We start from the raw sequence: 25223 nt of genomic DNA on the forward strand, positions 1-25223 counted from the left end.
CGGTGATCTGATTGGGGTGAACATCGAAGCGCTGCGCTAACTGTGCAGTCGTCTGCTCTTCCTTCAAGGCTTCCAGAGCCACTTTCGTTTTGAACTGGGCTGAGTGATTCCGACGCTTACGTTTAGGTGCCACAAGAACTGCTCTCCTTCAAGCTCTACAGAGCCATTATGCGGCAAGCACCCCACCTACAACACTGCCCAAAAAACAGGGTCCACTTCTGTCCACACTCCCAAACCTGCGTATGTCAGTGAAATGGCGGCTACCACAGCAATCACATGTCTATTTCGTTTCATGAGATTGATATTTCTCCTGCTATTTACCGCCACCGGCGTCATTACCGTTAGCGGAGTATTCAACGGGTACAAAGGCAACGAGAACGGTTCCGTTGCCACTTACATCCACTTGACCATCTTGGTCGGCAACAAAGGCTGAACTTCCAGTACGAAGAGTTAATTCCTCATGTCCCTCAAGGACTACTGTCCCCTCTATGCACAGGGCAATGCGGGGGCCTGACGCCACGAGTTTGTGCCGGGTTCCCGCCCTGACAGTGGCAACTTGAAGACCAAAATCTGGGACATTTGCAACTAGATAGTTGACCGTCGAATCGGAATCGATTTCCGGAGTGAGATAGTCGGTTAGTCGGGGAACAAAGTCAGTGATTGCTAGCACTGCTTGTTTGTCTATGTGTTTTTGAGTCAAAGCCGCCCGCAAAACATTGTCCGACGATGACATTACTTCCACAGCCATTCCCCGCAGATATGCGTGCAACGTTCCTGCTCCGGTAAAAACTACTTGTCCTGGGGCAAGGCGTTCGTAGTTGAGAATCAGTGGTGCGATAACACCGGGGTCTCCGGGATACTCTCTTGCCAACTGGGCTACTGCTCGCATCTCTGGCCGTGATCCGCGTTGACGATTCGCGCTTTGGTGCACTTCATCTACCCATGTTGATTCTCGACGCTGAGACAGCAGCCATTCAAAGGCCACCTTATGTGCGAGTCTGCCTCCGTGACGAAGCCGGTCCACTAGAGGCCCTAGCTCGTTCACTTCAAGAGATTCAATGAGTTTTGCGCTTTGTTCTGGTTCCCGCAGCCCACTCAGTAATTCGAAGTCCGTAAGTGGGTAGATAATTTCAGGTTTGTGACTGCGGTCCTTGTAGTTTCGAGTAGGGGAATTCAGGGGAATGCCTTCATTTTCTTCCGAAGTGAAACCGAGTAGAGCCTGAGTGCGGTCAGGATGGACCTGGAGGGATAGCCCACGGTCGGCCGCAAGGAGTTTCATTAGAAAGGGGAGCTGTGGGCCAAAATTCTGGTAGACGGCACATCCAAGTGTTTGCTTAGGGGCTCGTGTGATGAGGTCGTTGAGTGATTCTGCTCTGCCTGCGCTGATCGCAGTTGAAGGCAAGTCGGGATTCGCGCCGATCCATACTTCAGCGAGAGGATGTCCGTCTACGGGAAGATCCAAAAACTGCTGTATTTGCGTGGCCGATCCCCACGCATAGTCGCGGTGAGCGTTTTCAAGGAGATACATGAAGTCACCCTCTCTCTCTAGGTACAATCGCTTTGGTCACCTGCTCTAGGACTTGGTGGAGGACATCTGGTGACTGTGCCTCGACGTTTACCCGCAATAGCGATTCAGTGTTAGAAGGGCGTATATTCACCCACCATTGTGGTTCGGTGTCCCAATGAGAGATGGTGCAACCGTCGATGGTTTCTTCATCCAAGGTCTCCCCTCCCCACTTGTCTGCCAGGGCGTTCTTCACTTGGTCGATTGCTCGGGCACTCTTAGCAAGGTCAACCGAAATATTGACTTCTCCGCTACCGAAATAGGGGTCGTATTCGCTGCTGAGTTGAGAAAGGGTTTGCTGTGAAGAACCAAGTATCGCTATCACCCACAATGCCGCCAAGAGACCCGAGTCGGCGCCGAAAAAATCTCGGAAGTAAAAATGTCCGCTATGCTCGCCAGCAAAAACTGCCCGGTGTTCTTCCATTTCTTTCTTTATGAACGAGTGGCCTACGCGGGTTTTTACTGTCTTAATCCCCTGTGTAGCAAGGAAAATTGGTACGAAACGAGAAGTAATGACGTTGTGAAGTATGACTGCGTCAGGCTCTCGAACTGCAAGTCGACTGCCAATCAAGGCGATCAGGGCGGAGGGATTCACTCGCTCTCCCCGCTCATCAATGACGAAACATCTATCAGCATCCCCATCGAAAGCTAGCCCCAAATCTGCTCTTTCGGCTACGACGCGTTGTTGCAAGTCAGCGGTGTTGCTTGGTTCTAGGGGGTTAGCTTCATGAACAGGGAAGGATCCATCTAACTGAAAGTTCATGGCAACAAGTTCAATAGGTAAGCCGTCGAATACGGCGGGTACGGTGAGTCCCCCCATGCCGTTTCCCGCGTCAACCACGACTTTTAGTGGATTGATTCCGCCTAGATCTACTTGGTTGCGCAAATGATTTGCGTATCGATCTAGTACGTTTTCATGGCGCATGTCAGCAAGCAGAGAACCAGCATTGAAATGTGCGCGCACCAAGGAAATTGCTTGATCTCGGATCGCAAACAACCCTGTGTCGGCTCCGATCGGTTTTGCTCCAGGACGACAAAACTTGATCCCGTTATATTTCGCAGGATTATGGCTGGCAGTGAACATTGCCCCGTATGCGCCAAAGTATCCTGAAGCGAAGTAAAGTTCGTCTGTGGAGCAAAGACCGATGTCAATTACCGGTATGCCTCTTGCGCGAACTCCTTTTGCAAATGCTGAGGCAAGTTCTTCACCTGTATCGCGCATGTCGCGGCCAATCACAACAGCTTGTTCTTGCGAGGCGGTGTCAGCTGCGACTATTTCATCAACGAACGCGGCTCCAATAATTTCAGCAGTGTTGGGATTAATATCTTGTGGAACTACCCCGCGCACGTCGTATAGGTGAAAAGAACGTGCGATTTGGATTGCTGGAAAGGAGTTCAGAATGTCCCCGGTTGCCTCACTCATCTATACGCTCCAAAGTAGCAACGCCGATCTGTGAATCAGCCATTCCATAGAACACGTAATAGCGCCCATCAATCTTTTCGATAGCCGTTGGAAAAACAACGTTTCCTAGAGTGCCAGCCAGTTCTTCAGGAGTCTCTGGGGTAAGCAGCGGCTCAAGGGTCCTGCCCAGTTCTATCCAAGGCCGTTCTGCATCAAGTAGAATCGCGCCTGCTGTATAGCGAGCTCCGTATGCAAGTCCAAATCCTTTGGTTTCTGCACCAGTCACACCGTGGTGAATGAGTAGCCAACCTTCTGGGACGCGGATGGGGGCGGGCCCAGCACCGATTTTCGATTCTTCGTAGGGCATTTCGGGGGCGGCCAATAGACGCGAGTTTTCGATGTGAACGAGGTTCCTTAGGTCCTTGCGCACCGCTTCCGCGTCGACAAAACCGATCCAAATTGAGGGACGAGGGTCTTCAATCCCGGCAGGAAGGGGCGCACCCTCACCGGGACGCAACCAGTCCAGGTCCCACATTGGCCGGTGAAGAACAGCGTAGGACTCTTTTCCATCAGGGCTAGTGACGGCTTCGGGAAATACGACGATGTCCTTATTGGGGAACATGTTGAGGTCAGTACTTAGCTCGGGCTGGTACTCAAAATGAATCGGTCCGATTCTTTCCCATTCTTCGCCGTCGCGAGAAACAGCCATGGCAGGTTTTGGTCCCAATGGCCCGTAGGCAATGTAAGTCATGATGTAGACGTCAAGATCGTCGATTCGAGTGATTCGGGGGTCTTCGACGCCAGCATTGTTTGCACCGCGTTCCCAGGCTTCTTCGGGTTCAAGAACCACACCAAGCCTTGTGACGTCAACGGGAACTGAATCTGCTAGCTCAACTTTGCACCGTCCCACACGAGAAACGTTGCCCTCAGCAACTAACCTCGGATACAGAAAAAGCTCACCGGGTTCTTTTTGGATGGTTGCGGGGTTGAGTACTCCCTCGACTTCGAGAAGATTCCCTGGTTGGGGTTTCATTAGTACCCCAAGGCGCTCAAGTTTGTAGGGAATACGAGAGGTAACGGTATTCAATGCGTGGATTCCTAACTTACATTTGGTGGCTAATACTTTTAGCCTTTGATTGCGCTTCCTAGATTTGCCGAGGTGAAATGGCGTTGGAAGATAATGAATAGAATTACCGCGGGCAGGGCAAGAACACATGCGCCTGCCAGAACGGCGCCCATTGGATTTTCTTGGAACGTTGAATTTGCCTGCGAGAAATTTGCCAGTGTTACTGCAAGTGGTTGCAGCTCAGTATTCTTTGTGACTAGGAATGGCCAGAGGAATTCGTTCCACGGACCGATGAAGGTAACTAGCATCGCTGTGAGGATTGCCGGTCGAACTAGGGGAGCAGCAATGGAAACTAGGATGCGCACTTCACTGGCGCCGTCAACCCGCGCTGCATCAAAAATGTCTTTCGGGATCTGCAGGAAGTATTGACGAAAGATCAGTACTGCCACTGAGTTGATCGCAAATGGCAAAACCATTCCAAGGTAGCTGTCGGCCAGTCCGAAGTACCTGACGATCATCACGTACAGGGGAATCATCAAAAGTTGGAAAGGGATTGCCTGAACCAAGAGGACGAGTGCGAAAACTAGGCCTTGTCCTCGAAACTTGAGAACTGCAAGTGCGTAACCAACCAGGAGGCCAAAAACAACCGTGCATAGCATTACTGCCAGCGTGATTATGAGTGAGTTGGTCATTGAGCGACCAAGGTCAATCGTTTTGTTGACCCCAGCAAAGTTGTCAAGAGTCATATTTGACGCGTTGGGTAGCATTCCAACCAGTGAGGTGTCGCGTTTCTTTTGCAGCGCGCCCATCACCATCGTGTAGAAGGGAAAGAGCGCGGTTATCGAACCTAGAAGTAGTGCTAGGAAACGGATTGCTGCCCCGATTTTTCTTGGAGGTTTTGATGAATTAGTTTCTTTGCTTGTTGGCTGAGTAGGAATGGTCATCAGGACCTCTCAGTGATTCGACGAGAAATTACAGACAGAATCAACACCACGGTAACTAGGATCATCCCGATTGCGGCAGCAGTATCTGGGTGGCTTTGCTGTATGCCCTTTTGGTACATGAGTAACGCGGGCGTCATGGAAGCACCGTTGGGGCCGCCGCCGGTAAGCAAATAGGGTTCGGTGAAGATTTGTCCGGAGGTGATTATCGAAAGCAGAACCACTAGTGAAGTGACTGGGCGAACTGCTGGGAGTGTGACGGCCCTAAATACTTGCCATGAGCTAGCACCATCAACTTGGGCGGCTTCTTTTTGTTCGGCGGGCACGTTTTGCAGCGCTGCCAGGTAGAGAAGCACGTAGAAGCCGAGTTGTTTCCAGGTGACGTAGACGGCGATTAGGGGCATAATCAGGTTCTTGTTGGCTAGCCAGCTGGGATCTGGAGCCAAACTTCCCAACATGGAGTTGATAACCCCAGTGTCATTGAACATGAAGATCCAGACTGCCAGGGTCGCTACGGATGCTGTGACGTAGGGCAGATAGTAAGTGACTCTGAAGAAACCTTTCCAATGAACTACTGCGTTCAACCCGGTTGCAATTACCAATGAAAGAACAACCGTGAGAGGTATGTTAATTACGATGAAAGTTCCCAAGTTCGCGAATGCTTGGCGAACTGATGGGTCAGCGATGACTTCACGGAAGTTATCGAGGCCAACAAAAGGGGAATCAACTTTCATCCCAGGTGCTGTGAAGTAGAAATCGTGGAAGGCCATCCAACCCCCCACCCCGAAGGGGATAAGGAATATGACCGCAACGAAAAGGACGTAGGGAGCTGAGAGCACAATCCCGAGGGGATGCTCACCCAGAAATCTTTGCAGTGCTTGACGTATACGAACACTTAGGGGCTTCTTTTGCGTTGGTGGCGTCACCTTTGATGTAGGTGACGCCACCAACGGAAGTGAAGCCGATTTACGATCGGTTGTCACTTCCATCAGCCAAGGGCGTCGATTTTCTCGGCAGCTTCATTGAAAGTCGTGGAGATGTCACCGCTACCGGATTGGATCACTGAAGACCATGCGTCGCGGAAAATCTGCATCTTTTCTGCGAGTCCTTCAACTTCAGGAACGTCCACTGCCAGTGGAACCGCTTCAGCGAATGGGGTGTAGAAAGGGTTCTCGTCAAGGAAAGATGCAGCGAGTTCTGTTACGTTACTTCGATTTGGGAACTGACCGGTGATCTCAAGAAGAGAAAGATCATTTTCGTCATTTACTGAGTACTTTAGGAAGTCCCAAGCTGTTTGCAGATTTTCGCAAGAAGTGTACATACCGATGTTCTTTGAGTCTGCGAAAGTGTATGTTGCATCGGCGGCTTTTCCATCTTCGGTAGGAATGGTAGTGACGCCAAAGTTGACTTTTCCGTCGAACTGAGCTTTACCCCAGGGTCCTGCAACCCCCATTGCAGCGATTCCATCAGCAAATGGGCCAGCCCACATGTCACCGCTGTACGCCTCGGCAGAGGAGTATCCATCCGCATAGATCTGCTGCCAGAATTCTAGAGTCTGCATTCCTGCTTCGTCGGTGAAAGCTGCCTTCCCGTCGGAAATGAACTGGGTGCCACCTGAGTTAGCTAGGAAGAATGGGTAAAAATCGAAGTTTACGTTAGTGTAATCCGATGTAGACGGAGGATAAATGGCGTAGTCAGCCGCTCCGCTGTCTTTGATGGCTTTCGCTGCAGCGAGGAAATCAGCGTAGGTTTCTAGCTTTGGGTTTTCTGCATCGAGGCCGGCCTTGGTGAAGGCGTCCTTGTTGTAGTACAACATAAAGGGGTTGGTTTTCCAAGGAAGCTGATAGTAATCGCCATCTGCACTCTTGAAACCCTCCGCTGCGGAGCCGGAACGAGCCTGGATGAACTCGTTTCCGTCCTCAAAGGTGGTCGATAGGTTTACCAGTCCACCAGCTTTCTGAAAGTCAGGCACCGCGGAGGGTGCGGTGTTATAGACCAAACAAGGAGTGTTGCCTGCAGCAATCGAGGCACTGATTACATCTTCTGATGAGGAACCAGCTGGAATAGTCTGGGCCGTAACTTGCTCATCGGGGTGTTCAGCGTTCCACGCTTCGACAACCTTTTCTCCCCACTCAATTTCTTGCTCGTTGGTGGAGTACCAGATTTCGATTGGCCCCGATGTTAGTTCGGACGAAGATGTTGAACTTCCTTCACTAGTCGAGTCAGACCCACTTGCCGGGGTATTAGATCCACCGCAACCTGCTAATGCAGTTGCTGTTGCTCCAGCTACGAGCATTAACTTCATATAGTTACTGCGCTTCATCGCGTCAACTCCTATTCTTTGTGGCCCAAGGCCACGTTATTTGTGTCTTGCGACACGAGTATTTCGCTACGTTGTACCGCAACAACTGAATTAAACCGGTTTTGGTCACATTTGTCAACCTGATAGTTCTTGCCATCGATGGGAGTTTCTTTTGTCTAGTCCGTCAAGAAAGTGGATGACAGATGTCGCAGTTTCGTGAGAATCGAACTAAAAGACTAAACTAAATCAACTAAACCATATAGACTTCGGCTGTAATGACCGTGTTGGCAACGGGATGCCACTAATTCGAAGAGATAGTTGATGACTGATAGCTCAAAACCTTCTGGGCGACGAAATTCGAACAATGTGACAATTAACGACGTTGCCAGACATGCTGGAGTGTCGAAGACAGCCGTATCCTTCGTGTTTAACGGGCGGCCAGGAATCAGCGAGGAAGCTCAAAAAAGAACCCTAGACTCAGCAGAGAAACTCGGCTGGCGTCCCGACGCGAAAGCTAGAGCTTTATCGCTTCGCAAGTCACGGGCAATCGGGCTTGTCATTCGTAGAGAACCAGCGTTGTTGTCAACAGACCCATTCTTTCCGCAATTTGTAGCTGGAGCCGAGATCGGCATGAGTGCAAGTGGGTATGCCCTCGTGCTGCAAGTTGCTGACGACATTGAAACCGAGAATGAAGCCTATAGAACATTTGCTCGTGAGTCCCGTGTCGATGGCGTTTTTCTGACTGACCTGACTACCGACGATCAAAGACCAGCCATTCTTGAAGAACTAGGGGTCCCAGCAACACTGGTTTGCCCCCCCAAGTGCTATCTCTAAGGGTGCTCTTACTATTGAAATGAACGACGCGTCGGGGGTGCGGCGAGCTGTTCGTCACTTAGCCTCACTGGGTCACAGAAGAATTGGACACGTTTGCGGTACTCCAGAATATGTTCATACGGCTTCACGACTATCAGCTTGGGAAGATACCCTAGCAGAGCTTGGTTTAGAGCCAGGTCCCGTGATTGTCTCTGACTACACGGGTGTTGGGGGCGCAGGCCACCCACGAATTGCTTGACCTGCCTGAGGCTCCGACGGCGATCGTATACGGCAATGACCTAATGGCCATTGCTGGAATGGCTGCGGCTCGCGATCGCAGCCTACGTATCCCCCGAGACCTTTCTGTTGTTGGTTTTGATGACATCCCCATGGCCCCTTACACTGATCCGCCGTTGACAACGATCAGGCAGAATGCGGTCGAGTGGGGGCGTGCGGCCGCGGTAACGCTCATCGCAACCATAGAGGGAAGACCAGTTACTAAAGTTCCAATACCCCGGGTGGAGTTCTTAGTGCGTTCTTCCACCGGTCCAGTCACTTCGGGTAACTGATAACAGAGGAATGCGGAATATGAAAGGGACACTCTAGGTAAACGGGCTCTTGGGAGTTTGGTGGGGTGTGGTTGGTTTTTGAGGTGGGTCTTTGCTCTGAGACTTGCTGGCATAGAGTGTTCCTCACTGGTGAGTGCTTGGTTTTTACCGATTTGTGCGAAGGAAAACGGTAAAAAGCAGACACTCACAAAAGCACCCACGCACTTGAACGCTTTCTCGCACCGGGTGTGTGGCCAACTCTCACACAAACCTGGCATCCTATTCCCCCCCAGGGGGGGCTCCCAGTGCAACAGCATGGGCGAAGTAGTAGGTGCCGGGGCCGCATACAACCCTGTGAACAGTATTATGACCCCGTACGTGGGAAGGAGATAAGCGGAACCCCCGCCAAGTGGGTTGCACCTGCGGGGGCTGCTGCGCGCCTGAAGGGACTCGAACCCCCAACCTTCTGATCCGTAGTCAGATGCTCTATCCATTGAGCTACAGGCGCTTACCTTTCGGCGGGTTTTACTATACGCACGCATTGAGCCAACGCAAAATCGAGAGCCAAGATTGTCTTACAATGCACAACATGGCTAATCCAGTAGTTCCCGCCCGCGGTATGCGCGACATCCTTCCTTCCGAGAAGGAAAAACGTGATCAAATTCTCTCTACCATCGCCGATGTTTATCTGCGCGCTGGCTTTCTTCCCATTGAAACTCCAGCGGTTGAGCCACTTTCACGCTTGACCTCTGGGCAGGGAGGAGAAAATGAAAAGATGCTCTTCCAGATCATGAAACGCGGCTTACCTGCTGATGGGACTGTCGCAGTTCGTGACGCTGCTGATTTAGGTCTCCGCTATGACCTGACCGTTCCTCTTACGCGCTACTATGCGTCAAATATCGCGGATCTTCCTCGGGTATTTCGCGCATTTCAATCCGGCCCGGTATGGCGTGCGGAACGGCCCCAGAAGGGAAGATATCGCCAATTCATCCAATGTGACATAGATATCTTGGGTGATGAATCTATCACCGCTGAAGTCGATCTCGTCGTCACTACCCTTAGCGCACTTACCGCACTTGGATTGGGTGACCAAGTAAAGGTCCTAGTGAATGATCGACGTTTCCTCATCGGTATCTTGGCAGCCGCTGGAATCGGCGACGATAATGTTGACGCCGCTCTCATTGCTCTGGATAAGGCTGACAAGATTGGTCTGGGGGGAGTCCGGGCAGAACTGGTGGACAAAGGCATTGCCGATGCGCAGAGTGCTGATCGGCTTCTCGCGCTTGTGGCATCTCTTCAAGACGAACAGGTGTGTGAGACTGCTCTCAAAGATGGTCATGTGGTTGTGGGGGATCGCGAAGTCAGCTTGCAAGACCTCCCAGCGATAGTTGCCGCAGTGCGTGAGCTTATTCCGCAGGCTCGAATCGAATTTGATCCGACACTTGTGCGTGGAATGGGCTACTACACGGGGGCGATCTTTGAAGTGAAACACAAAGAGCGTGACTATTCGATTGCCGGTGGCGGCCGCTACGACAAGGTTGTCGGAAAATGGTTGGGACGCGACGTGCCAGCATGTGGGTTCTCCATAGGCTTCGAACGCATCGTTGACCTGGTAGCGGATACTGAAACTCAAGGTAAGAAGGTTGCCCTGCTGTACAAACCGGGCGGAAGCCCCGTTGATCTCTTGAGACTGCGCCAAGAACTGCTGGACCAGGGGGCGTCAGTGTCACTGGTTGTTCCACCTCGTCGACCTAATTCCCAGTTTTTTGATGGCCTTGCAGAGCAGGGTTACACCCACTCGCTCGATGCGCGAAGAGAAGCCTCGGCGGCGGACCTGCGTGAACTTAGTTTTTAACTGACGTAGGCTTCGAACTATGGATGAACTAATCCTCACCTTGTCGTGTCCCGATCAGCCGGGCATCGTCCATGCAGTGTCAGGGGCGATTGCCGCAGCTGGCGGGAATATTTTGGAATCGCAGCAGTACGGTGATCCTGTCTCGCACCGGTTCCATATGCGGGTACACGCTGCTGGTGTCAATGACCCTGAAGTGTTGCGTCAAAGCCTGACACGTGTCGCCGCAATCTTGGACCTTGACTGGAACCTAGAGTCTGCAGGTCACAAAGTGCGCACTCTCATCATGGCATCCAAAGAAGGTCACTGTCTTTCTGATTTGCTTTACCGCGCTCATGAGGGCACTTTGCCGATAGATGTTGTTGCCGTTGTAGCAAACCATGAGACTTTGCGTCCACTTGCCGATTTCTACAATGCTCCGTTCTACTGCATTCCCGTCACGCAACAGACGAAGGACAGCGCTGAAGAAGAACTTCTGGGGCTTATCGACGAAAAGGACGTTGAACTAGTTGTCTTAGCGCGCTACATGCAGATTCTTTCGGATAAGGTGTGCGAGGCGATGAAGGGGAGGATCATCAACATTCATCACTCGTTCCTCCCCTCATTCAAAGGAGCCAGACCTTATGCCCAGGCCCATGCGCGCGGTGTAAAGATTATCGGTGCCACCGCCCACTATGTCACTCCAGATCTTGACGAGGGACCCATCATCGAACAAGACACGATTCGAGTCACGCACGCTGACTCCGTTCCAGACTTTGTAGCGCAAGGACAAGACGTGGAACGTCGCGTCCTGTCACGCGCCGTCAGATGGCACGCTGAGCGCCGCGTGCTGCTCAATGGACATGCAACGGTGGTGTTTGATTAGTATGCGTTTTCTAGTTCGCCTTGTCGGCAATATGGTGGGTTTGTGGCTAGCGGCTGAGTGGATTCCTGGTGTCCAGGTCATTGAAGGGGAAGAAACCTGGCAAACTTGGGCTTATCTTGCGGTAATTGCTGCAATACTCACCGCGGTTGGATCCCTGGTGCGTCCCCTTATCAAGGTGATTGCTTTCCCCCTGTACATTCTCACCTTTGGGCTGTTTTCGCTGATTACCAACGTGATTGTTCTGCAGCTGGCTGCGTGGGCTTCTAGAACTGTGGGGGTCCCTATCTCTTTCGACTCGTGGGGCGCTACGTTCCTGGCGGCAACACTCGTGGCTATTATTTCTGCGATCATCGTAGGAATATTGGGACGGGCTACAAAGTAACTTTCCCTGTATTGAACAGGAAGAGGGTACTCACCTCCGTCTCATCAAGTTTCAATGCTTTGCTGCGCTGTTCTTGCCACGCGGCAGCTTCGTCCGACGACGATGTGACGCGCTGCGCAATGGAGGCATAGTTGTCCAATATGTGGGGCTCATGTTTTTCGGGAATGGACACATATGCAGTCAATCCATTTGGCAGTTGCCCAGCCAGTCCTGGAACTAAGTCGGCTGTATCTACCAGGTTCAGTGTTCCAGGATGAGGTTCCTCGATAGAGCCGGAGGGGGCACCAGCAGTGAGAACAGAACAAATCGTGTAGCGGTTCTGCACGTAGGGGTCTATTGCTACATGAGCAGCGACGGCGCCCCCTTGGGAGTGTCCGACTAGCTCTACCGGCTCGCCCGGAGCTATTCCAGCCAGCTCCATCGCACCGATAACCGCCGCCTGGGCTGGTGATTGAGAGTCGCCGACTTCCATCAAATTGCTAGCCATATCCTGACTGTTGTCGCTGAGAGGATTCCAATCTTTTGTGCCGGGAACCAGGACCGACCATGACTTTTCGCCTGCTGCATTTTCATGGCAAATGATTCTGACCTCCCCCTGGGGGTTTGGGTCCGCAAGGCCTTCTAGGGCCGCTTGCGCTGTGAAAGGCGTAGAAACTTGGCGTGGGTGGCCGGCTCGGGGGATAGCCGCTAGAGATACTCCAGAAAACTGAACAAACCGCCATGACCCATTACTGGGCCCATTTGTTAGTGCATTACTGAAACCGCGAACCCATACGCGTTGGTTTGCTGGCTCACCGTGCCGCCCCGCGGGATGGATGAGCCATGCTATCCCTGCCGCCACATAAGAAGGATTAGCCAGCCCAAGGTGATTGACCATCCGTGCTGACTGCGTAACTTCCTTCCCACTGGGCTTGAGTTTTCCTGTAGTAACAGCGGCAAGCCCAAGAATCCGAAAGATATTCGTATTGGGGAACACTAAACCAAGTAACGCGTTGGATACGGAACTCTCGGCTGCCTCGTACAACAATGCGGCTTGTTCTCGCCAAAAATACAGGTCTGCTGTTGCAGGGGTGACCAGTTGAACTGATGTAAAAGCTGTAGTCAGACAGGTGAGGGTTTCTTCCCACAGTAGCTGTGTGGTGGCCGACGAAGGGATGTTTGGCGGGGATGACAGCATTGCGTGGGCTGACGAAATCTCTTCGGTTACGGTTTCCCAACTGAGGTGGCTCAACCAGCAAATGGAGTTCGCCTCTCGCAATGCGCCGGTATCAACTTCTGTCCGGCTTCCCATTACCCATATGTCATTATTCATCGTCACCCCACCCTGCGGTGGATACATGGAGGAAAAGGGCTTCGGCAGCATCTAGTGCTGCGGAAAGAGCCACGATCGTGTCTTCCCCAGCGGCGCGTGCCTCTTGGCGTGCCTGTTCTTCGGCGATGGATGAGGGGCCGCTCCACCCCGTAGGTTTACTCGCGTCCAGTTGTGTCAGCGCAGTTTCTGCCGCTTCATGTGCTTGGTCGATTGCCTGTTTTACTGCTCCAGTAACTGATGTCATAGAGGCACAGTAATGGAATCGCTGGATCGGACATACTGAGTCCTGTGCAATCTGTGGAAAAGTGCCTCACTGTAGGCTGGGGATATGGAACCTGAGGCATTCACCAAGATCGAAAACTCCTCAACACCTGGGCATATAGCGTATGAAGTAGCAGGTTTGACATGGCTCACAGCAGCCCACGCCTGCCGTATTGTGAGGGTGCTACATGCTACGCCGATGTCTCTGACAGAAGAACGCCTAAATGAGGTTCGCCCCACCCTCGCGGCTGCCAGAGAGTTCGGCGCTAGCCTGGCGAGGCTGCACGCAGCTGGTGCAGGCGGATGGGGGTGTCCCCCAGAGGGCTATCACGGTTCTGGATGGATTGGGAAAGCCCCGCTCTCCCTACCTGATGAGACAGGCTCATGGGGCCGCTTCTATGCAGCCCACCGCATTGAACCCTATGTTGACTGGCATTGGCACAAAGCTCACGTATTACGTGACCTGTGTGAAGCCTTGCGCTCAGGAGTTTTGGATCATCCGCAGCCCACTTTGGTACGCAAATATGCGCGTATCCACGGAGACCTCTGGGCTGGAAACCTCATGTGGACTTCCGCGGGGGTGGTGCTCATCGATCCCGCCGCGCAAGGCGGACATGCTGAGGATGACATCGCCGCATTGGCGCTTTTTGGCACGCCTCACCTCGACCAGATAATCGCTGGATATCAGGAAGTTTCGAGTTTTTCCCCCGGTTGGCAAGACCGTATAGGGCTCCACCAGATGCACCTACTGGTAGTTCATGCGCACCTTTTCGGTGGCGGATATATAGGCCAAAGCGTGGAAGTGGCCGCGCAGATCCTGCGCCGTATCGGATAATCGAACCATGACACCAGCCTTTCCTTCTCAACTCATCGCCAACGAAGCACTTTCTCCTCTTGATGGGCGGTACCGCAGCCAAACCGCTCCGCTCACCGCCTATCTTTCTGAGGCAGCCCTCAACCGAGCGCGCCTCTTTGTAGAGGTGGAATGGCTGATTTACTCGATCGAACAGGGAATATACCCAGGTCTGCAACCTCTGGATTCACCGCATGCAACATATCTGCGTGAACTACCGCAGAACTTCTCTGAGCAGACCCGCCAGCGCCTCGCCCAGTTTGAAAAAGAAACACGCCACGACGTCAAGGCCGTTGAGTATCTGCTTCGAGAGCACCTTTCACAGGTGCGGCCGGACTTGCTAGAGCTAGTCCACGTCTTTTGTACCTCTGAAGACATCAACAACCTGTCATATGCGCTGTGTGTCAAAGCTGCGGTAGAAAAGGTGTGGCGTCCGGCAGCTGAGGGATTGGTGGGACGCCTAAAGACTATGGCCGCAGAATATGCACAGGTGCCTATGCTGTCGCGAACCCACGGCCAAACGGCTACCCCCACCACCTTGGGTAAAGAGATGGCAGTGTTTGCCCACAGGCTGGGACGTCAACTGGGTGCGCTGGATCGAATCGAGTATCTGGGGAAGTTTAATGGGGCTACCGGAACTTTTTCCGCCCATGTTGTGGCGCTACCTCACGTAGATTGGCCCCAGCTGTCCCGCGGTTTTGTTGAGCATCTTGGACTGACCTGGAACCCGCTTACCACTCAGATAGAATCCCACGACTGGATGGCAGAACTCTTTTCGGTCATCACGCATTTCAACCGCATCGCTCACAATCTGGCCACCGATGCGTGGACATACATTTCACTGGGGTATTTTCGGCAGATGCTCTCTGCGCAAGGCTCCACCGGGTCCTCCACAATGCCCCACAAAATTAATCCAATCCGCTTCGAAAATGCCGAAGCCAACTTGGAAATATCCAGTGCACTGCTGGACGCCTTGTGTGCAACATTAGTAACATCCCGGCTTCAACGTGACCTGACAGATTCAACCACCCAACGCAATATTGGTTCTGCTTTGGGGTATTCGTTATTAGCCCTGGACAATATCTGTGCCGGGCTTGACGGGGTGGCTGCAGACACCGAGGTGATCGCTGCTGATCTTGCGTCGCGATGGGAAGTCTTGTCCGAGGCGATACAACAGGTGCTTCGCGTCGAAACAGCCATAGGTCAGGCTAACGTTGATTCCCCCTATGAGAAACTTAAAGCGCTCACACGCGGAAAAGGATTCAGTGAAGAGTCATTACGTGAGTTTGTAGAATCTCTAGGGTTGCAGCCAGCGACCCAGGAGAGATTATTGCAGCTTCGCCCCGAAACCTACATTGGCGTTGCGCCTCGGCTGACTGAAGAATTCTTAGACTAGGGGCGCCAAGCGGGATCGGACGCGGGTGCACCGAAACGATCGTAAAGGTCCGCTGGTCGTCCGATCTCATCGTCGAACCCCAATGCTGTCATGTCAATAAGTACTCGATCAGCGCCATCGACGCCTCGTACAAGTATTCTTCCGCGCACTGCGGCGGGGACAATCTCGGGGTTATTCCAGATAGTTTCTACGGTGTTGTCGAGAAGGTCCTCAAGAAGCACGCCACTGTTATTCTGTTGCAAAGTGAGATGGTCATGAGGGTCTGAAAGGATGAGATCGACACTGACCAATGTCGGTTTTCCGAAAGCTTGACGAATGTCGACACTTGCATCAATTCCGTCTACTTGTTTGGCTAAGGCTGCCACGGATGGAGCTCGTAATGCCCGCAAAATATGAGCGCGAAAGCGGCCTTCCTGGCCAGGATATTCGGGAGTCCGTAGGTACTTACGTAACTTCTTCGTCAGTTTTGCACCCGCTCCTAATGCGGCAATGGTGAGTCGATTGTTGATCTGGGGAAGGCGACGGCTAGGGCCTTCTTCCCCTCCTTTATTGATCGGATGGGTCATGGCGGTTACCTGTCTTTGCCAGAATATCTGCGGGCGTGGGAATGTGCGGTAGCGTTTCTTCAACCTCGCCGCCAAAGGAGACGGGTTGCCAGTCGGGGCGTTCGATACTGAAGTACTGATCCCAGGTGCTTCGCTTCAGGGGAGTCAATAATTCTTGCCATGCATATCCGTGGAGAACACGCGTGGGTTCGCCCTCCTTTGGTAGAAATTGAGACAGCTGTGAGACAACGTCTCCAAGGCGCCCCCATGGTGCAACAAGACGGTGGCGTTCTGCTTGACGCAGTGTTTCCGTGTATGTTGATGATGAATGTGCGTAAAAGAGTGGGTTATGGCGGGGGCGAACCAGTCTGCGGCGGTAGACCACGCGGCCGTCAGCTTCCCGGCGGGGGGTTCCGTCAAGGGCTGGGATAATGTCTTGGTCGTTTTCCACAGCTAGGACGGCAACACCAGGGCGGACCTTGATGCGCCTCGCGGGAGAACCCAAAGTGATAACACCGTCAACAGTGAATCCCAGTTTCGTTGGGTCCATTGCGGCTAGTGCCACTGCAACCATGCCGCCCTGGGAATGCCCAACCAAGAGAACGCGTTCTTTGGAGCGTTCATCGCGCTCGATGCCGTCTGCGTGCATTGCCTTATTAATGAGGTGGAGCAGGCCGATGCGCATCGCTGAGGGAAGGTTGAGCTCTTCTCGGAAATTAGACTCTAGGTCTGCCACGTTGGGTTGCGAGGCCCAGTCGGGATGGTCAGTCCCGGGAATCGACACAATCCACCGGCGGTCCTTTCCTTCTCCAATACGGCTGATCTTGATGCTTTGCCCGTAGGCTTCGGCCCAGTACAGATCGTCAATGTCAGCGGCTGTGTCACCCAGCGATGTGGGCGCTTGGAATCTGCGGAGCCCTGGCCGCGGGTGGCCTTGAGGAAGCCCTAACTCACCGCGGGCAGAGTCCCACCACAAATGGGTGTGGACACGACCACCTCGGAAATATCCCAAAGCTGTACCGATCGCCAGCCCGGTGAGCATCAGTTGGTCGTATCCTTGCCGGGGAATGAGACGCATTGCCTGCCGAGCACGCCCATCCCGATCTGCACCTACCGCCATGCGCGTCCACAGGTAGATGCGTCCCGCGCGCGCGATTGATCGGCCAATTTTTGTCATTTCCCGCACGGTCAATGTGTCTAACCCTGGCTGATCAAAGAAACGACGCTGGGAGTCTTGCAGCACTTTTTCTGCGCGGCGTTGCGCCGATGCAATGAGTGCAGCACGCGCGTTACTTCGCCTGGGGATCGACTCGACGACAGCATTCCAGAGGGATGTCCCCACTCCCGCAGCCACTAGCGGTCCCACGCGTCGCCAAAAATAGGCAGACGAATATGCCTGGGGCACGCGTCGCAGTGGGTAATACCTGGCCATGCTGTTAAGCCTAGTCATCTTTCCCCCTTACGCATGACGGTGTGCTAATTCCCGTGGCAGTTAGATATTTGTCGCCGGGACACTGATTTATTTGGGGGGATAGAAAGACGCGGACTGTGCCTGAGAGATATCCACAGGTTCTAGAACCCCCTCTATCCCCAGATGAGGCACCGTACAAAAGTGGAACGAACGATGGTATGTAACTATCAGCTCATGATTGAGCCAGTGTATGGGATTTATGTGGGCCCATTTGAAGAAGCACCAGATGGGGGCCAGTGGGTAAAGATTCGTCGGGGAGTCTATCTGGACCAGGGATCTCTCCCCGACCTCCCATATTGGGAGATCAACCGGCACATAACTCGGGCAAGGATGGTCGGGGTAAGCCAAACTAGATTGGTTGATGAGTCGTTGCCAGTCTTTACCGGCGAATGTGCGCTGATTGCACAGGGGGTTAACACTTGGTTGGGGGCAGCTGATCTTACAGCTTGGCGGGCTGATGGAACATCCAAATATAGTGCCTGTCGCTTGCCTGAAATGGTGATAGATGACCATAAAGTGCCGCCTGTGACCTATTCCAGCCGTGACGGAAGAAGGGTGGGGCGTGAGAACGCCCAGTCGTTGCAGCTAGAGACGACCATGCCTACGGAAGCAATATTGGACCTTATTAGGGGAGGCCATCCTGTTCAGGTCTTTGCAGCAGCAGGCGACATCATGCGAAAGGTCAGCGGATACACCAATTCTCAACAGCAGCGTACGCGCCCATTGGCCGAGGCTTTTCGCGATGAGCTTATGGGTATGGTTGTCAACCTCCGGAAATTTAGAAAACGCGCAGTGGAATTGGTTAGTGCAATTGACCCCGGCGTTTATGGTCCGGGCGAGGCGTTCTTACGTTGGGTATTGTTATCTATCAGCGATCTGCAGCTAGTGCAGACACAGTTCCCGGTGCGAATACGCGGCCTTAGGTATTTTCTCGATGCCGCAATTCCTTCAAAGAAATGCTGTTTTGAGTTTGACGGTAGTTCGAAGTCGGGGACTCCAGAGTCTCAGGTGGAGTTCACCCGCCGCCAGCAAAACCTTACCAATGCTGGGTGGAAGATTTATCGTTTGACGTGGAGCTCTATCTATCAGTGGATGCGTACTGTACATGAGATTGCCGTGTTCTTGGCGGGAAATGGAGTTCCTGTCACTCGCCCACTTCGTCATACATGGGTTGCTCTACCCTCTGGGCTGTTGGTGCGCGAAAGGTGGTGATCTAGTCTGCAGACGCGTATCCCCCTGAATAAAACAGTGTCCCGGCGACAAATATCTAACTGCCACAGGAATTAGCACACTGTCATGCAACAAATGAGCGGTTGTCAATTATACCCCCAGGGGGTACAGTCGACCGTGAGGCAAGGAGAAGGTATGCGGGGCTATAGTCAAGACACCGACAAGTATCTCAACCGCTTGCGGCGCATAGAGGGACAAGTGCGCGGCGTGCAACGCATGGTCAGTGAAGATAAATACTGCATTGACGTTCTCACCCAAATTTCTGCAATCCAAAGTGCCCTTGATTCTGTGGCGCTTGGTCTGCTGGAAGACCACCTCGGTCACTGTGTCATGGCTGCTGGCAATGATCCTGAAGTACAAAAAGAAAAAATACATGAAGCCACAGCGGCAATTGCTCGCTTGGTGAAATCCTGAGAGGAAGCACAATGAATTACACCGGAAAAATTACTCTCGACGTCAATGGGCTCACCTGCGGTCATTGCGCTGCCAGCGTGCGTGAGGAACTGGAAGAAATTCCTGGCGTAGCTTCGGTAGAGGTGGATGTACACAAGGGAGCCACCTCGAAGGTGGCTGTTGATCTTGGCGGGGAAGTTACTGAGGCGGCAATTCGTGATGCGATCAGTGAGGCCGGATACGAACTGGTAGGAGTTAGCGCCACCTCATGACACAGACAAACGATTACTTCGACTCAGCACACGCGGTAGGGGAGGACGCCCGACTTCGGGCTATCTCGCTGCGCCGCAGATTCTTCATCACTCTACCGCTGGGAGCCATCATCATGCTCCTGTCGATGATTCCGGCACTGCAGTTTACCGGGTGGCAGTGGGTGGTGGCCGTGTTGGCTTTACCGGTGGTGACATGGGGTGCGTGGCCATTCCACAAAGCTGCATTCAAGGCGGCTAGACATGGTTCAACGACGATGGACACGTTGGTGAGTCTTGGAGTAATCGCTTCCTCGCTCTGGAGCTACTGGGCGCTTTTCTTCGGAGGAGCAGGCGACCTCGGCATGAAAATGTCTATGTCCCTCATCCCGCGCATGAATCACGGACATGCTGAGCTCTACTTCGAAGCTGCAACAATGATCGTGGTGTTCTTGCTGGGGGGTCGCTGGGCGGAATCTGCAAGTCGCTATCGGGCAGGTGACGCTTTGCGTGCGCTGCTCACTTTAGGGGCGAAAGAAGCCACACTGGTTACCCCTGAAGGTGACCAGGTCATTCCTGCATCCGATTTGCAGGAAGGGGATCTTTTCCGGGTGGCTCCTGGAGAAAAGATCGCCACGGACGGGGTGATCACTCAGGGCGAGTCGGCCCTCGATACGTCCCTTCTCACCGGAGAATCTTTGCCGGTTGACGTGGCTGTAGGCGATGCGGTCACCGGAGCAACGCTCAACACGTGGGGAACGCTGATTGTCGAAGCGACACGGGTGGGTGCCGACACCACACTGGCACAAATTGGCAGATTGGTAGAGCAGGCTCAGGCAACAAAAGCACCAGTCCAACGATTGGCTGATCGTGTGAGCGCGATCTTTGTTCCCGTCGTGATAGGGATTTCCCTCGTCACCTTGGCCGTGTGGTTGATATTGGGCTGGGATGCCCAGGCAGCCTTCACTGCAGCGGTAGCGGTATTGGTTGTAGCATGCCCGTGTGCTCTGGGTCTCGCGACACCGACTGCGCTGCTGGTTGGGTCAGGCCGCGCTTCACAGCTGGGGATCATCATCCAAAGCGCCGAGGTAATGGAGCACAGCCAGCAGGTCAACACCGCTGCGCTCGACAAGACTGGCACCATCACAACAGGGGTGCTTTCAGTCGAAGAGGTGATGGGTGATACTCAGACCCTTGAGGTAGCAGCGGCAGTTGAGCGACATTCAGAACATCCCCTTGCCAAAGCGGTTTTTGCGGCGGCTCCTGATGCGCCCGAAGCTAGTGCTTTTTCTAACCATGCGGGCAAAGGCGTCTCTGGGCTATTAGCTGGCGACCTCATCTTGGTTGGTGGGTCCCGGTGGCTGAGCCGTCACGGGGTATCGCTTCCCGCAGATTTGCAGGCGCGACAAGACCAAGCCGAAGCCTCAGGCGCGACAGTCGTGGCAGTTGTCAAAGTACCCGACTATCTGGACGAGGCAATGTCTGTGCCCTCCAGTATTGTTGAGGCCGCCCCCGGCTCAGTTCAGGTTCAGATGAAAGTGGGGGGGATGACGTGTGCTTCGTGCGTGAACCGGGTGGAGCGTAAGTTGAAGAAACTTCCTGGAGTCGATGCTCAGGTCAACTTGGCTACGGAGTCCGCCACGATCACACTTACTAGTGACCATGATGATGCTGAACTGGAAAAGACAGTTGAAGCTGCCGGCTACGAGCCCCACGTTGTGGGACGCACTGTAGTTGCTGAACGCGCAACAGTAACTTCAGCCGGGGGGCGCGCTCTTCCAGAGGCCTTCGACGATGCAGAAGTCTTAGGAGTCATCGTCTTGCGCGACACCATCAAGCCCACGTCAAAAGAGGCAATCGCGCAGCTGCGGACAATGGGCGTTGAGCCAGTATTGCTTTCCGGTGACAACTCTGCGGCAGCGCACCATATTGCTGACCAGGTTGGTATCACGACAGTTATTGCTGAGGTACTTCCTGATGAAAAACAGCAGGTGATAAAGGACCTGCAATCTGAGGATAAGCGTGTGGCGATGGTAGGTGATGGTGTCAATGATGCAGCTGCCCTGGCGCAAGCTCAGGTCGGGATAGCTATGGGTTCGGGCACCGATGCTGCTATTGCCGTGGCCGACATTACTCTGGTCAACTCGGAGCTCACGGGAGTCCCGCGCGCGTTGGGCTTAGCCAGGCGCATCTTTGGCGTCATTAAAGGCAACCTATTTTGGGCGTTCTTCTACAATGTGGCGGCTATCCCGCTGGCATTCTTAGGGCTGCTCAATCCGATGATTGCCGCCGCTGCAATGGCAATGTCCTCTGTTTTCGTTGTCATGAATTCTCTGCGTTTACGCAACGCCTGACCGAGAAGAACTGGAAGCCTTTGTCAGTGCGCTCCAGGCCGCTGGTGCTCAATAGGCGTTATTCAGCGTCGCTTGCGGGTTCCAAAGAGGGTCCTCGATATTTCTCTTCCTAATTGTGATCCTGCTGATCGCAACATGGAAGAGAAGAGATCGTCCACCCCGCCTCCGCCAGAAGAACGCTGTTTTGTCTGCGATTTCTGTAGTTTCTCTGCTTCTTTTCTCGCGGCTTCTGCTTCCTTTTCCAGTTGTGCCTGGCGCTCCGCTTCGGCCGCTGCCACTTGAGCTGCGCTTTGTCGTTCTTCCAAGGCCTCGAAAGCCGAATAATTGTCGACAGACGTCGCGTACTTCAAAGCTAAAGGTGATGATGCTAGTGCCGCAACCACATCAGCGGATGCTGCCCCCATGACTGATGCTGGCGCCCAGATTCTCGTAGGAGCAACGGGGGTGGGGCGGCCTTGAGGATCGAGTACGGTCACGATAGCTTCGCCAGTACCTAAGGTAGTGATGACCTCGGATAAGTCGAGCTCGCTCTTGGGGAATGTGGCGACGGTGGCCTTAAGTTTCTTTTGGTCATCGGGCGTTGCTGTACGCAAAACATGTTGAATGCGTGAACCGAGTTGAGCTAGAACATCGGAGGGAATGTCCTTGGGAGTTTGCGTGACAAAGACGACTCCGACACCCTTTGACCGAATAAGCCGAACCGTTTGCACAACCTGATTCAAGAACTCTTTGGAAGCTCCGTTGAATAGCAGGTGCGCCTCGTCAAAAAAGAACACCAACTTAGGTTTTTCAACATCCCCCACCTCGGGCAAATCTTCAAATAAATCTGCCAGCAACCACATGATCACAGTCGAGATAAGCGCAGGGCGCGAGAAGATATCTCCTACACCCAGCAGGCTGATCACTCCGCGGCCGCCTTCGGTGCGCAGCAACTCTCGAGTGTCAAATGCGGGTTCGCCAAAGAATTGTTCGCCGCCCTGTGATTCCAACGCGGATACTGCCCGCAAGATCACACCTGCAGTCGCCGAGGAAACACCTCCGATTCCCTTGAGGTGTTCTTTACCGTCATCCGAGGTGAGGAACTGGATTACAGCTCGCAAATCTTTAAGGTCGATGAGAGCAAGTCCCTGCTTGTCTGCCCAGCTGAAAACTAGTTGCAATGATTGCTCTTGAGTTGTGTTGAGGTCAAGTGCCCTAGCAAGCAGGATTGGACCAAAGTCGGTGACAGTAGTGCGGACTTGGGCGCCTGGAAACTGGGAAGCGTCCCCTAAGCGCAGTAGTTCCACCGGAAAGGCGGCGCCTTGCCATTCCTGGCCGTTAGCACGTGTGCGCTCAAGGAGCTTATCCGAGGCGGTATTAGCCTGAGCAAGTCCGGTTAGGTCGCCTTTTACGTCGCATAACACTACGGGCACATCGTTGGCGCTGAGCCCCTCAGCTAAAAGCTGCAGTGTTCTAGTTTTTCCGGATCCCGTAGCTCCTGCGACCAGCAGGTGCCGGTTGAACATCGAATAGGGCATCGGGATCTGGACTTCTGGACTGTCAATGAGGGCGCCGATAGTCAACCCTTCGAACTGGTAGCCCTGGCCAATAGTGCTTGAGAGAGCGGGCTCTGTGGCAGGTGAGACGGCACTATTGTCAGATTGCTTTCCGACTGTTCAGAACCGACATCTTGTGCCGGTTCATTTTTGGGGGAAGTGCCTGAGGAGGCTTCAACGGCAGCCAATCTGGCAGCGGCTGCCTGAGCCTGTGCTTTAGCGAGTTCGGCTTCAGCCAGCTTTGCCTTTGCTTCCGCTTCCGCCAGCTGGGCCCGAAGTTCTTCAATGCTGCTCATAGAAGTGACCCTAGATTGCAAAGCGGGGCTTTGCTCGCCGAATCAGGCTAGATTTTCAGAGGCCTAACAGCGACAGCATAATGGCAGTGGTGTTGTCGGAGGGGCAGCGTAGGGTAGAACCATGCTGAGTTTGAATCTCGATGCGATTGCTTCGTTGCGCACTGACCTTAGGGCCGCTGACTGGACTGTTGACCATGTGGAGGCTCTTATGGGGCCGATGGCGACGTCTGCGATGGGTAGAGAGCAATTCGTGCCAGCACATATTGCCTTGCAAGATCAAGAAAGTCCCGCTGCCTTACTGACGCGACTATTTTTACTGGCGGAAGAGCTCACGGATACTCAACTGGTGCTGGCATTTCCCACGTGCGATCCGGAAAAACTGGGGTTAGTGCGTGACGGGCGCGCACTAGTTGATGTGCGTCCCTACCATTGGCAAGGGAATAACTGGTGGATATGTTCCGATTTGGGGGAGAGCCAGACTAAGAAACCTCTCAAGCCGGAACATGTTTTGGGCATTGGCCAGGCTACGATTTCGCTTTTGCACATGACGGTTCGCAGCCATATGACGTCTGCGCTTGATCTGGGAACTGGTTGCGGGATTTTGGCATTATGTTTGTCTACCCATTGTGATCGGGTTGTTGCCACCGACCTCAGTGAGCGCGCATGTCATTTTGCACGATTCAATGCTGCACTCAACGGAGCTACGAATATCGATGTTCGTCAAGGTTCTCTTTTTGAACCCGTTGACGGGGAACGGTTCGATCTCATTACCTCGAATCCTCCCTTTGTGATTACTCCGCAATCAGTACGTGACACCAGGCACATGGACTATCGCGATGGCGGAATGGACAGGGATAACCTTATTGCGACCATCGTCCGTCAAGGCCCCAAGTACCTTGAGCCTCAAGGGATCTTGCAGATGCTAGCGAACTGGGAGATCCGCGGAGAAGACGATTGGCATATCAGGCCTCAAAGCTGGCTTTCCGATAGCGCGGATGCCTGGCTGGTGCAACGCGATCTTCTCGATCCTGCCCAGTATGTCGAGATGTGGCTACGAGATTCGGGGGAACAGGATACAGATGGGCTGTATCGGGCATGGCTCCAGGATTTCATTCATGCTGGTGTAGCCGGGATTGGCATGGGATTTATTGCCATGCGACGCCTTGAAGAGACACCTGCTGCTGCCCAGGCTATATCTGTCCATGATGAAGTCGAACAGGGGCATCTGCCCGATGGTGCTGCGATTGCGGCGGCACTGGAAAACCTTCAACTGCCATCTGATTGGAAAGAACGACGGATTAAGGTATCACCCGACGTCCGCGAGGTGCGCTACTTCATACCGGGCTATTCCGATCCATCCCAAATCCGCGTCACGCAAGGGGCTGGGATGGGAAGAGATATCCAGGTAAGCTCCCATATGGCTGCGCTTCTAGGCGTTGCGGACGGCGAACTTACCTGTGGGCAAATCATCCACGCGCTGGCTGCAATTACTGGTGATTCTGTCCCAAACATTGAAGAGCAGATTGCGACAGCCCTACCAGAGCTTGTACGGTTCCAGGTAGCGTCGTTGCTTGACCGAACCTAGCACATTCGG

The 25223-nt window shown here is 53.4% G+C and carries 26 protein-coding genes and 1 tRNA gene; 13 read left to right on the plus strand and 14 right to left on the minus strand.

What is annotated here, in order from left to right:
• The 7 genes from FYJ24_RS00005 to FYJ24_RS00035 all read right to left on the minus strand — a co-directional run.
• Positions 1 to 133 (minus strand): transposase (locus FYJ24_RS00005; RefSeq protein ID WP_318656430.1); only part of this gene is annotated, 133 nt, incomplete at its 3' end.
• A gap of 180 nt (positions 134 to 313) precedes the next feature.
• Positions 314 to 1528 carry a mannose-6-phosphate isomerase, class I gene (gene manA / locus FYJ24_RS00010; protein WP_154542477.1) on the minus strand — a complete coding sequence of 405 codons (1215 nt, stop codon included), beginning with the start codon at positions 1526 to 1528 and terminating at the stop codon, positions 314 to 316.
• Positions 1529 to 1532: 4 nt separating this feature from the next.
• Complete coding sequence (locus FYJ24_RS00015; RefSeq protein ID WP_154542478.1) at positions 1533 to 2987, minus strand: phosphohexomutase domain-containing protein; 1455 nt, start codon at positions 2985 to 2987, stop codon at positions 1533 to 1535.
• Positions 2980 to 3999 carry a glycoside hydrolase family 130 protein gene (locus FYJ24_RS00020; protein ID WP_154542479.1) on the minus strand — a complete coding sequence of 340 codons (1020 nt, stop codon included), beginning with the start codon at positions 3997 to 3999 and terminating at the stop codon, positions 2980 to 2982. The genes FYJ24_RS00015 and FYJ24_RS00020 overlap by 8 nt, the downstream gene beginning before the upstream one ends.
• Before the next feature lie 92 nt (positions 4000 to 4091).
• Positions 4092 to 4976 carry a carbohydrate ABC transporter permease gene (locus FYJ24_RS00025; RefSeq protein WP_154542480.1) on the minus strand — a complete coding sequence of 295 codons (885 nt, stop codon included), beginning with the start codon at positions 4974 to 4976 and terminating at the stop codon, positions 4092 to 4094.
• Complete coding sequence (locus FYJ24_RS00030) at positions 4976 to 5962, minus strand: carbohydrate ABC transporter permease (protein ID WP_154542481.1); 987 nt, start codon at positions 5960 to 5962, stop codon at positions 4976 to 4978. The genes FYJ24_RS00025 and FYJ24_RS00030 overlap by 1 nt, the downstream gene beginning before the upstream one ends.
• Positions 5962 to 7296 (minus strand): ABC transporter substrate-binding protein, encoded by a 1335-nt coding sequence (locus tag FYJ24_RS00035; RefSeq protein ID WP_206192387.1) that lies wholly within the window; start codon positions 7294 to 7296, stop codon positions 5962 to 5964. The genes FYJ24_RS00030 and FYJ24_RS00035 overlap by 1 nt, the downstream gene beginning before the upstream one ends.
• A 300-nt stretch (positions 7297 to 7596) precedes the next feature.
• Between FYJ24_RS00035 and FYJ24_RS00040 the strand changes: the two genes are divergently transcribed.
• The 3 genes from FYJ24_RS00040 to FYJ24_RS00050 are packed head-to-tail and all read left to right on the plus strand — an operon-like array spanning position 7597 to position 8657.
• Complete coding sequence (locus tag FYJ24_RS00040; RefSeq protein WP_154542482.1) at positions 7597 to 8109, plus strand: LacI family DNA-binding transcriptional regulator; 513 nt, start codon at positions 7597 to 7599, stop codon at positions 8107 to 8109.
• Between the two features lie 19 nt (positions 8110 to 8128).
• Entirely contained in the window at positions 8129 to 8347 is a 219-nt protein-coding gene (locus FYJ24_RS13480) for a substrate-binding domain-containing protein (protein WP_154542483.1), read from the plus strand.
• Positions 8295 to 8657 carry a substrate-binding domain-containing protein gene (locus tag FYJ24_RS00050; protein WP_154542484.1) on the plus strand — a complete coding sequence of 121 codons (363 nt, stop codon included), beginning with the start codon at positions 8295 to 8297 and terminating at the stop codon, positions 8655 to 8657. The genes FYJ24_RS13480 and FYJ24_RS00050 overlap by 53 nt, the downstream gene beginning before the upstream one ends.
• A gap of 414 nt (positions 8658 to 9071) precedes the next feature.
• Here the strand turns inward: FYJ24_RS00050 and FYJ24_RS00055 are convergent.
• A tRNA-Arg gene (locus FYJ24_RS00055) sits at positions 9072 to 9144 on the minus strand.
• Positions 9145 to 9225: 81 nt separating this feature from the next.
• Between FYJ24_RS00055 and FYJ24_RS00060 the strand changes: the two genes are divergently transcribed.
• The 3 genes from FYJ24_RS00060 to FYJ24_RS00070 are packed head-to-tail and all read left to right on the plus strand — an operon-like array spanning position 9226 to position 11735.
• Positions 9226 to 10491: a histidine--tRNA ligase gene (locus FYJ24_RS00060; RefSeq protein ID WP_206192388.1), complete on the plus strand. Its 1266-nt coding sequence runs from the start codon at positions 9226 to 9228 to the stop codon at positions 10489 to 10491.
• Positions 10492 to 10510: 19 nt separating this feature from the next.
• On the plus strand, positions 10511 to 11353 hold the full coding sequence (gene purU / locus FYJ24_RS00065) for a formyltetrahydrofolate deformylase (protein ID WP_154542486.1): 843 nt from the start codon (positions 10511 to 10513) through the stop codon (positions 11351 to 11353).
• A gap of 1 nt (position 11354) precedes the next feature.
• Complete coding sequence (locus FYJ24_RS00070) at positions 11355 to 11735, plus strand: phage holin family protein (RefSeq protein ID WP_206192389.1); 381 nt, start codon at positions 11355 to 11357, stop codon at positions 11733 to 11735.
• On the opposite strand, the gene FYJ24_RS00075 is transcribed toward FYJ24_RS00070, so the two are convergent.
• Both FYJ24_RS00075 and FYJ24_RS00080 read right to left on the minus strand, forming a co-directional pair.
• The gene (locus FYJ24_RS00075) at positions 11725 to 13047 is read right to left on the minus strand and encodes an alpha/beta hydrolase family protein (protein WP_154542488.1); all 1323 of its coding nucleotides are present in this window, start codon (positions 13045 to 13047) and stop codon (positions 11725 to 11727) included. The genes FYJ24_RS00070 and FYJ24_RS00075 overlap by 11 nt on opposite strands.
• Positions 13040 to 13291 carry a hypothetical protein gene (locus FYJ24_RS00080; protein WP_154542489.1) on the minus strand — a complete coding sequence of 84 codons (252 nt, stop codon included), beginning with the start codon at positions 13289 to 13291 and terminating at the stop codon, positions 13040 to 13042. Before FYJ24_RS00080 ends, FYJ24_RS00075 begins: the two co-directional genes overlap by 8 nt.
• An 84-nt stretch (positions 13292 to 13375) precedes the next feature.
• Here FYJ24_RS00080 and FYJ24_RS00085 point away from each other — a divergent pair, with 84 nt between their 5' ends.
• Together FYJ24_RS00085 and purB are read left to right on the plus strand one after the other, a co-directional pair.
• The gene (locus tag FYJ24_RS00085) at positions 13376 to 14143 is read left to right on the plus strand and encodes a fructosamine kinase family protein (protein WP_154542490.1); all 768 of its coding nucleotides are present in this window, start codon (positions 13376 to 13378) and stop codon (positions 14141 to 14143) included.
• A gap of 7 nt (positions 14144 to 14150) precedes the next feature.
• Positions 14151 to 15557: an adenylosuccinate lyase gene (gene purB / locus FYJ24_RS00090; protein WP_154542491.1), complete on the plus strand. Its 1407-nt coding sequence runs from the start codon at positions 14151 to 14153 to the stop codon at positions 15555 to 15557.
• Here purB and FYJ24_RS00095 read toward each other — a convergent pair.
• Positions 15554 to 16123, minus strand: a complete 570-nt coding sequence (locus FYJ24_RS00095) for a hypothetical protein (protein WP_154542492.1) — start codon at positions 16121 to 16123, stop codon at positions 15554 to 15556. The genes purB and FYJ24_RS00095 overlap by 4 nt on opposite strands.
• Positions 16104 to 17552 (minus strand): alpha/beta fold hydrolase, encoded by a 1449-nt coding sequence (locus FYJ24_RS00100; protein WP_154542493.1) that lies wholly within the window; start codon positions 17550 to 17552, stop codon positions 16104 to 16106. The genes FYJ24_RS00095 and FYJ24_RS00100 overlap by 20 nt, the downstream gene beginning before the upstream one ends.
• A gap of 162 nt (positions 17553 to 17714) precedes the next feature.
• On the opposite strand from FYJ24_RS00100, the gene FYJ24_RS00105 reads away from it, so the two are divergent.
• The 4 genes from FYJ24_RS00105 to FYJ24_RS00120 all read left to right on the plus strand — a co-directional run bounded on the left by FYJ24_RS00105 (position 17715) and on the right by FYJ24_RS00120 (position 21798).
• The gene (locus tag FYJ24_RS00105) at positions 17715 to 18785 is read left to right on the plus strand and encodes a hypothetical protein (RefSeq protein ID WP_154542494.1); all 1071 of its coding nucleotides are present in this window, start codon (positions 17715 to 17717) and stop codon (positions 18783 to 18785) included.
• Between the two features lie 153 nt (positions 18786 to 18938).
• Entirely contained in the window at positions 18939 to 19217 is a 279-nt protein-coding gene (locus FYJ24_RS00110) for a metal-sensitive transcriptional regulator (RefSeq protein ID WP_154542495.1), read from the plus strand.
• Between the two features lie 11 nt (positions 19218 to 19228).
• A complete protein-coding gene (locus FYJ24_RS00115; RefSeq protein WP_154542496.1) occupies positions 19229 to 19468 on the plus strand; it encodes a heavy-metal-associated domain-containing protein in 240 nt (79 codons plus the stop codon).
• Positions 19465 to 21798 carry a heavy metal translocating P-type ATPase gene (locus FYJ24_RS00120; RefSeq protein WP_154542497.1) on the plus strand — a complete coding sequence of 778 codons (2334 nt, stop codon included), beginning with the start codon at positions 19465 to 19467 and terminating at the stop codon, positions 21796 to 21798. The genes FYJ24_RS00115 and FYJ24_RS00120 overlap by 4 nt, the downstream gene beginning before the upstream one ends.
• Before the next feature lie 62 nt (positions 21799 to 21860).
• Here FYJ24_RS00120 and FYJ24_RS00125 read toward each other — a convergent pair whose 3' ends face one another.
• Together FYJ24_RS00125 and FYJ24_RS13260 are read right to left on the minus strand one after the other, a co-directional pair.
• Positions 21861 to 23360: a helicase HerA-like domain-containing protein gene (locus FYJ24_RS00125; protein WP_318656392.1), complete on the minus strand. Its 1500-nt coding sequence runs from the start codon at positions 23358 to 23360 to the stop codon at positions 21861 to 21863.
• A complete protein-coding gene (locus FYJ24_RS13260; protein ID WP_318656393.1) occupies positions 23357 to 23629 on the minus strand; it encodes a hypothetical protein in 273 nt (90 codons plus the stop codon). The genes FYJ24_RS00125 and FYJ24_RS13260 overlap by 4 nt, the downstream gene beginning before the upstream one ends.
• Positions 23630 to 23750: 121 nt before the next feature.
• Here FYJ24_RS13260 and FYJ24_RS00130 point away from each other — a divergent pair, with 121 nt between their 5' ends.
• Positions 23751 to 25214, plus strand: a complete 1464-nt coding sequence (locus FYJ24_RS00130; RefSeq protein ID WP_154542498.1) for a DUF7059 domain-containing protein — start codon at positions 23751 to 23753, stop codon at positions 25212 to 25214.
• The last annotated feature ends 9 nt before the right edge of the window (positions 25215 to 25223 follow it).

Source organism: Scrofimicrobium canadense, assembly GCF_009696615.1.
Classification (GTDB): Bacteria; Actinomycetota; Actinomycetes; order Actinomycetales; family Actinomycetaceae; genus Scrofimicrobium; species Scrofimicrobium canadense.

What these genes read in the sequence shown, in the direction of transcription:
- manA (WP_154542477.1), bottom strand. Translation starts at nt 1,528, where the DNA reads ATGTATCTCCTTGAAAACGCTCACCGCGACTATGCGTGGGGATCGGCC.
- FYJ24_RS00015 (WP_154542478.1), bottom strand. Translation starts at nt 2,987, where the DNA reads ATGAGTGAGGCAACCGGGGACATTCTGAACTCCTTTCCAGCAATCCAA.
- FYJ24_RS00020 (WP_154542479.1), bottom strand. Translation starts at nt 3,999, where the DNA reads ATGAAACCCCAACCAGGGAATCTTCTCGAAGTCGAGGGAGTACTCAAC.
- FYJ24_RS00025 (WP_154542480.1), bottom strand. Translation starts at nt 4,976, where the DNA reads ATGACCATTCCTACTCAGCCAACAAGCAAAGAAACTAATTCATCAAAA.
- FYJ24_RS00030 (WP_154542481.1), bottom strand. Translation starts at nt 5,962, where the DNA reads ATGGAAGTGACAACCGATCGTAAATCGGCTTCACTTCCGTTGGTGGCG.
- FYJ24_RS00035 (WP_206192387.1), bottom strand. Translation starts at nt 7,296, where the DNA reads ATGAAGCGCAGTAACTATATGAAGTTAATGCTCGTAGCTGGAGCAACA.
- FYJ24_RS00040 (WP_154542482.1), top strand. Translation starts at nt 7,597, where the DNA reads ATGACTGATAGCTCAAAACCTTCTGGGCGACGAAATTCGAACAATGTG.
- FYJ24_RS13480 (WP_154542483.1), top strand. Translation starts at nt 8,129, where the DNA reads ATGAACGACGCGTCGGGGGTGCGGCGAGCTGTTCGTCACTTAGCCTCA.
- FYJ24_RS00060 (WP_206192388.1), top strand. Translation starts at nt 9,226, where the DNA reads ATGGCTAATCCAGTAGTTCCCGCCCGCGGTATGCGCGACATCCTTCCT.
- purU (WP_154542486.1), top strand. Translation starts at nt 10,511, where the DNA reads ATGGATGAACTAATCCTCACCTTGTCGTGTCCCGATCAGCCGGGCATC.
- FYJ24_RS00070 (WP_206192389.1), top strand. Translation starts at nt 11,355, where the DNA reads ATGCGTTTTCTAGTTCGCCTTGTCGGCAATATGGTGGGTTTGTGGCTA.
- FYJ24_RS00075 (WP_154542488.1), bottom strand. Translation starts at nt 13,047, where the DNA reads ATGAATAATGACATATGGGTAATGGGAAGCCGGACAGAAGTTGATACC.
- FYJ24_RS00080 (WP_154542489.1), bottom strand. Translation starts at nt 13,291, where the DNA reads ATGACATCAGTTACTGGAGCAGTAAAACAGGCAATCGACCAAGCACAT.
- FYJ24_RS00085 (WP_154542490.1), top strand. Translation starts at nt 13,376, where the DNA reads ATGGAACCTGAGGCATTCACCAAGATCGAAAACTCCTCAACACCTGGG.
- purB (WP_154542491.1), top strand. Translation starts at nt 14,151, where the DNA reads ATGACACCAGCCTTTCCTTCTCAACTCATCGCCAACGAAGCACTTTCT.
- FYJ24_RS00095 (WP_154542492.1), bottom strand. Translation starts at nt 16,123, where the DNA reads ATGACCCATCCGATCAATAAAGGAGGGGAAGAAGGCCCTAGCCGTCGC.
- FYJ24_RS00100 (WP_154542493.1), bottom strand. Translation starts at nt 17,552, where the DNA reads ATGACTAGGCTTAACAGCATGGCCAGGTATTACCCACTGCGACGCGTG.
- FYJ24_RS00110 (WP_154542495.1), top strand. Translation starts at nt 18,939, where the DNA reads ATGCGGGGCTATAGTCAAGACACCGACAAGTATCTCAACCGCTTGCGG.
- FYJ24_RS00115 (WP_154542496.1), top strand. Translation starts at nt 19,229, where the DNA reads ATGAATTACACCGGAAAAATTACTCTCGACGTCAATGGGCTCACCTGC.
- FYJ24_RS00120 (WP_154542497.1), top strand. Translation starts at nt 19,465, where the DNA reads ATGACACAGACAAACGATTACTTCGACTCAGCACACGCGGTAGGGGAG.
- FYJ24_RS13260 (WP_318656393.1), bottom strand. Translation starts at nt 23,629, where the DNA reads ATGAGCAGCATTGAAGAACTTCGGGCCCAGCTGGCGGAAGCGGAAGCA.
- FYJ24_RS00130 (WP_154542498.1), top strand. Translation starts at nt 23,751, where the DNA reads ATGCTGAGTTTGAATCTCGATGCGATTGCTTCGTTGCGCACTGACCTT.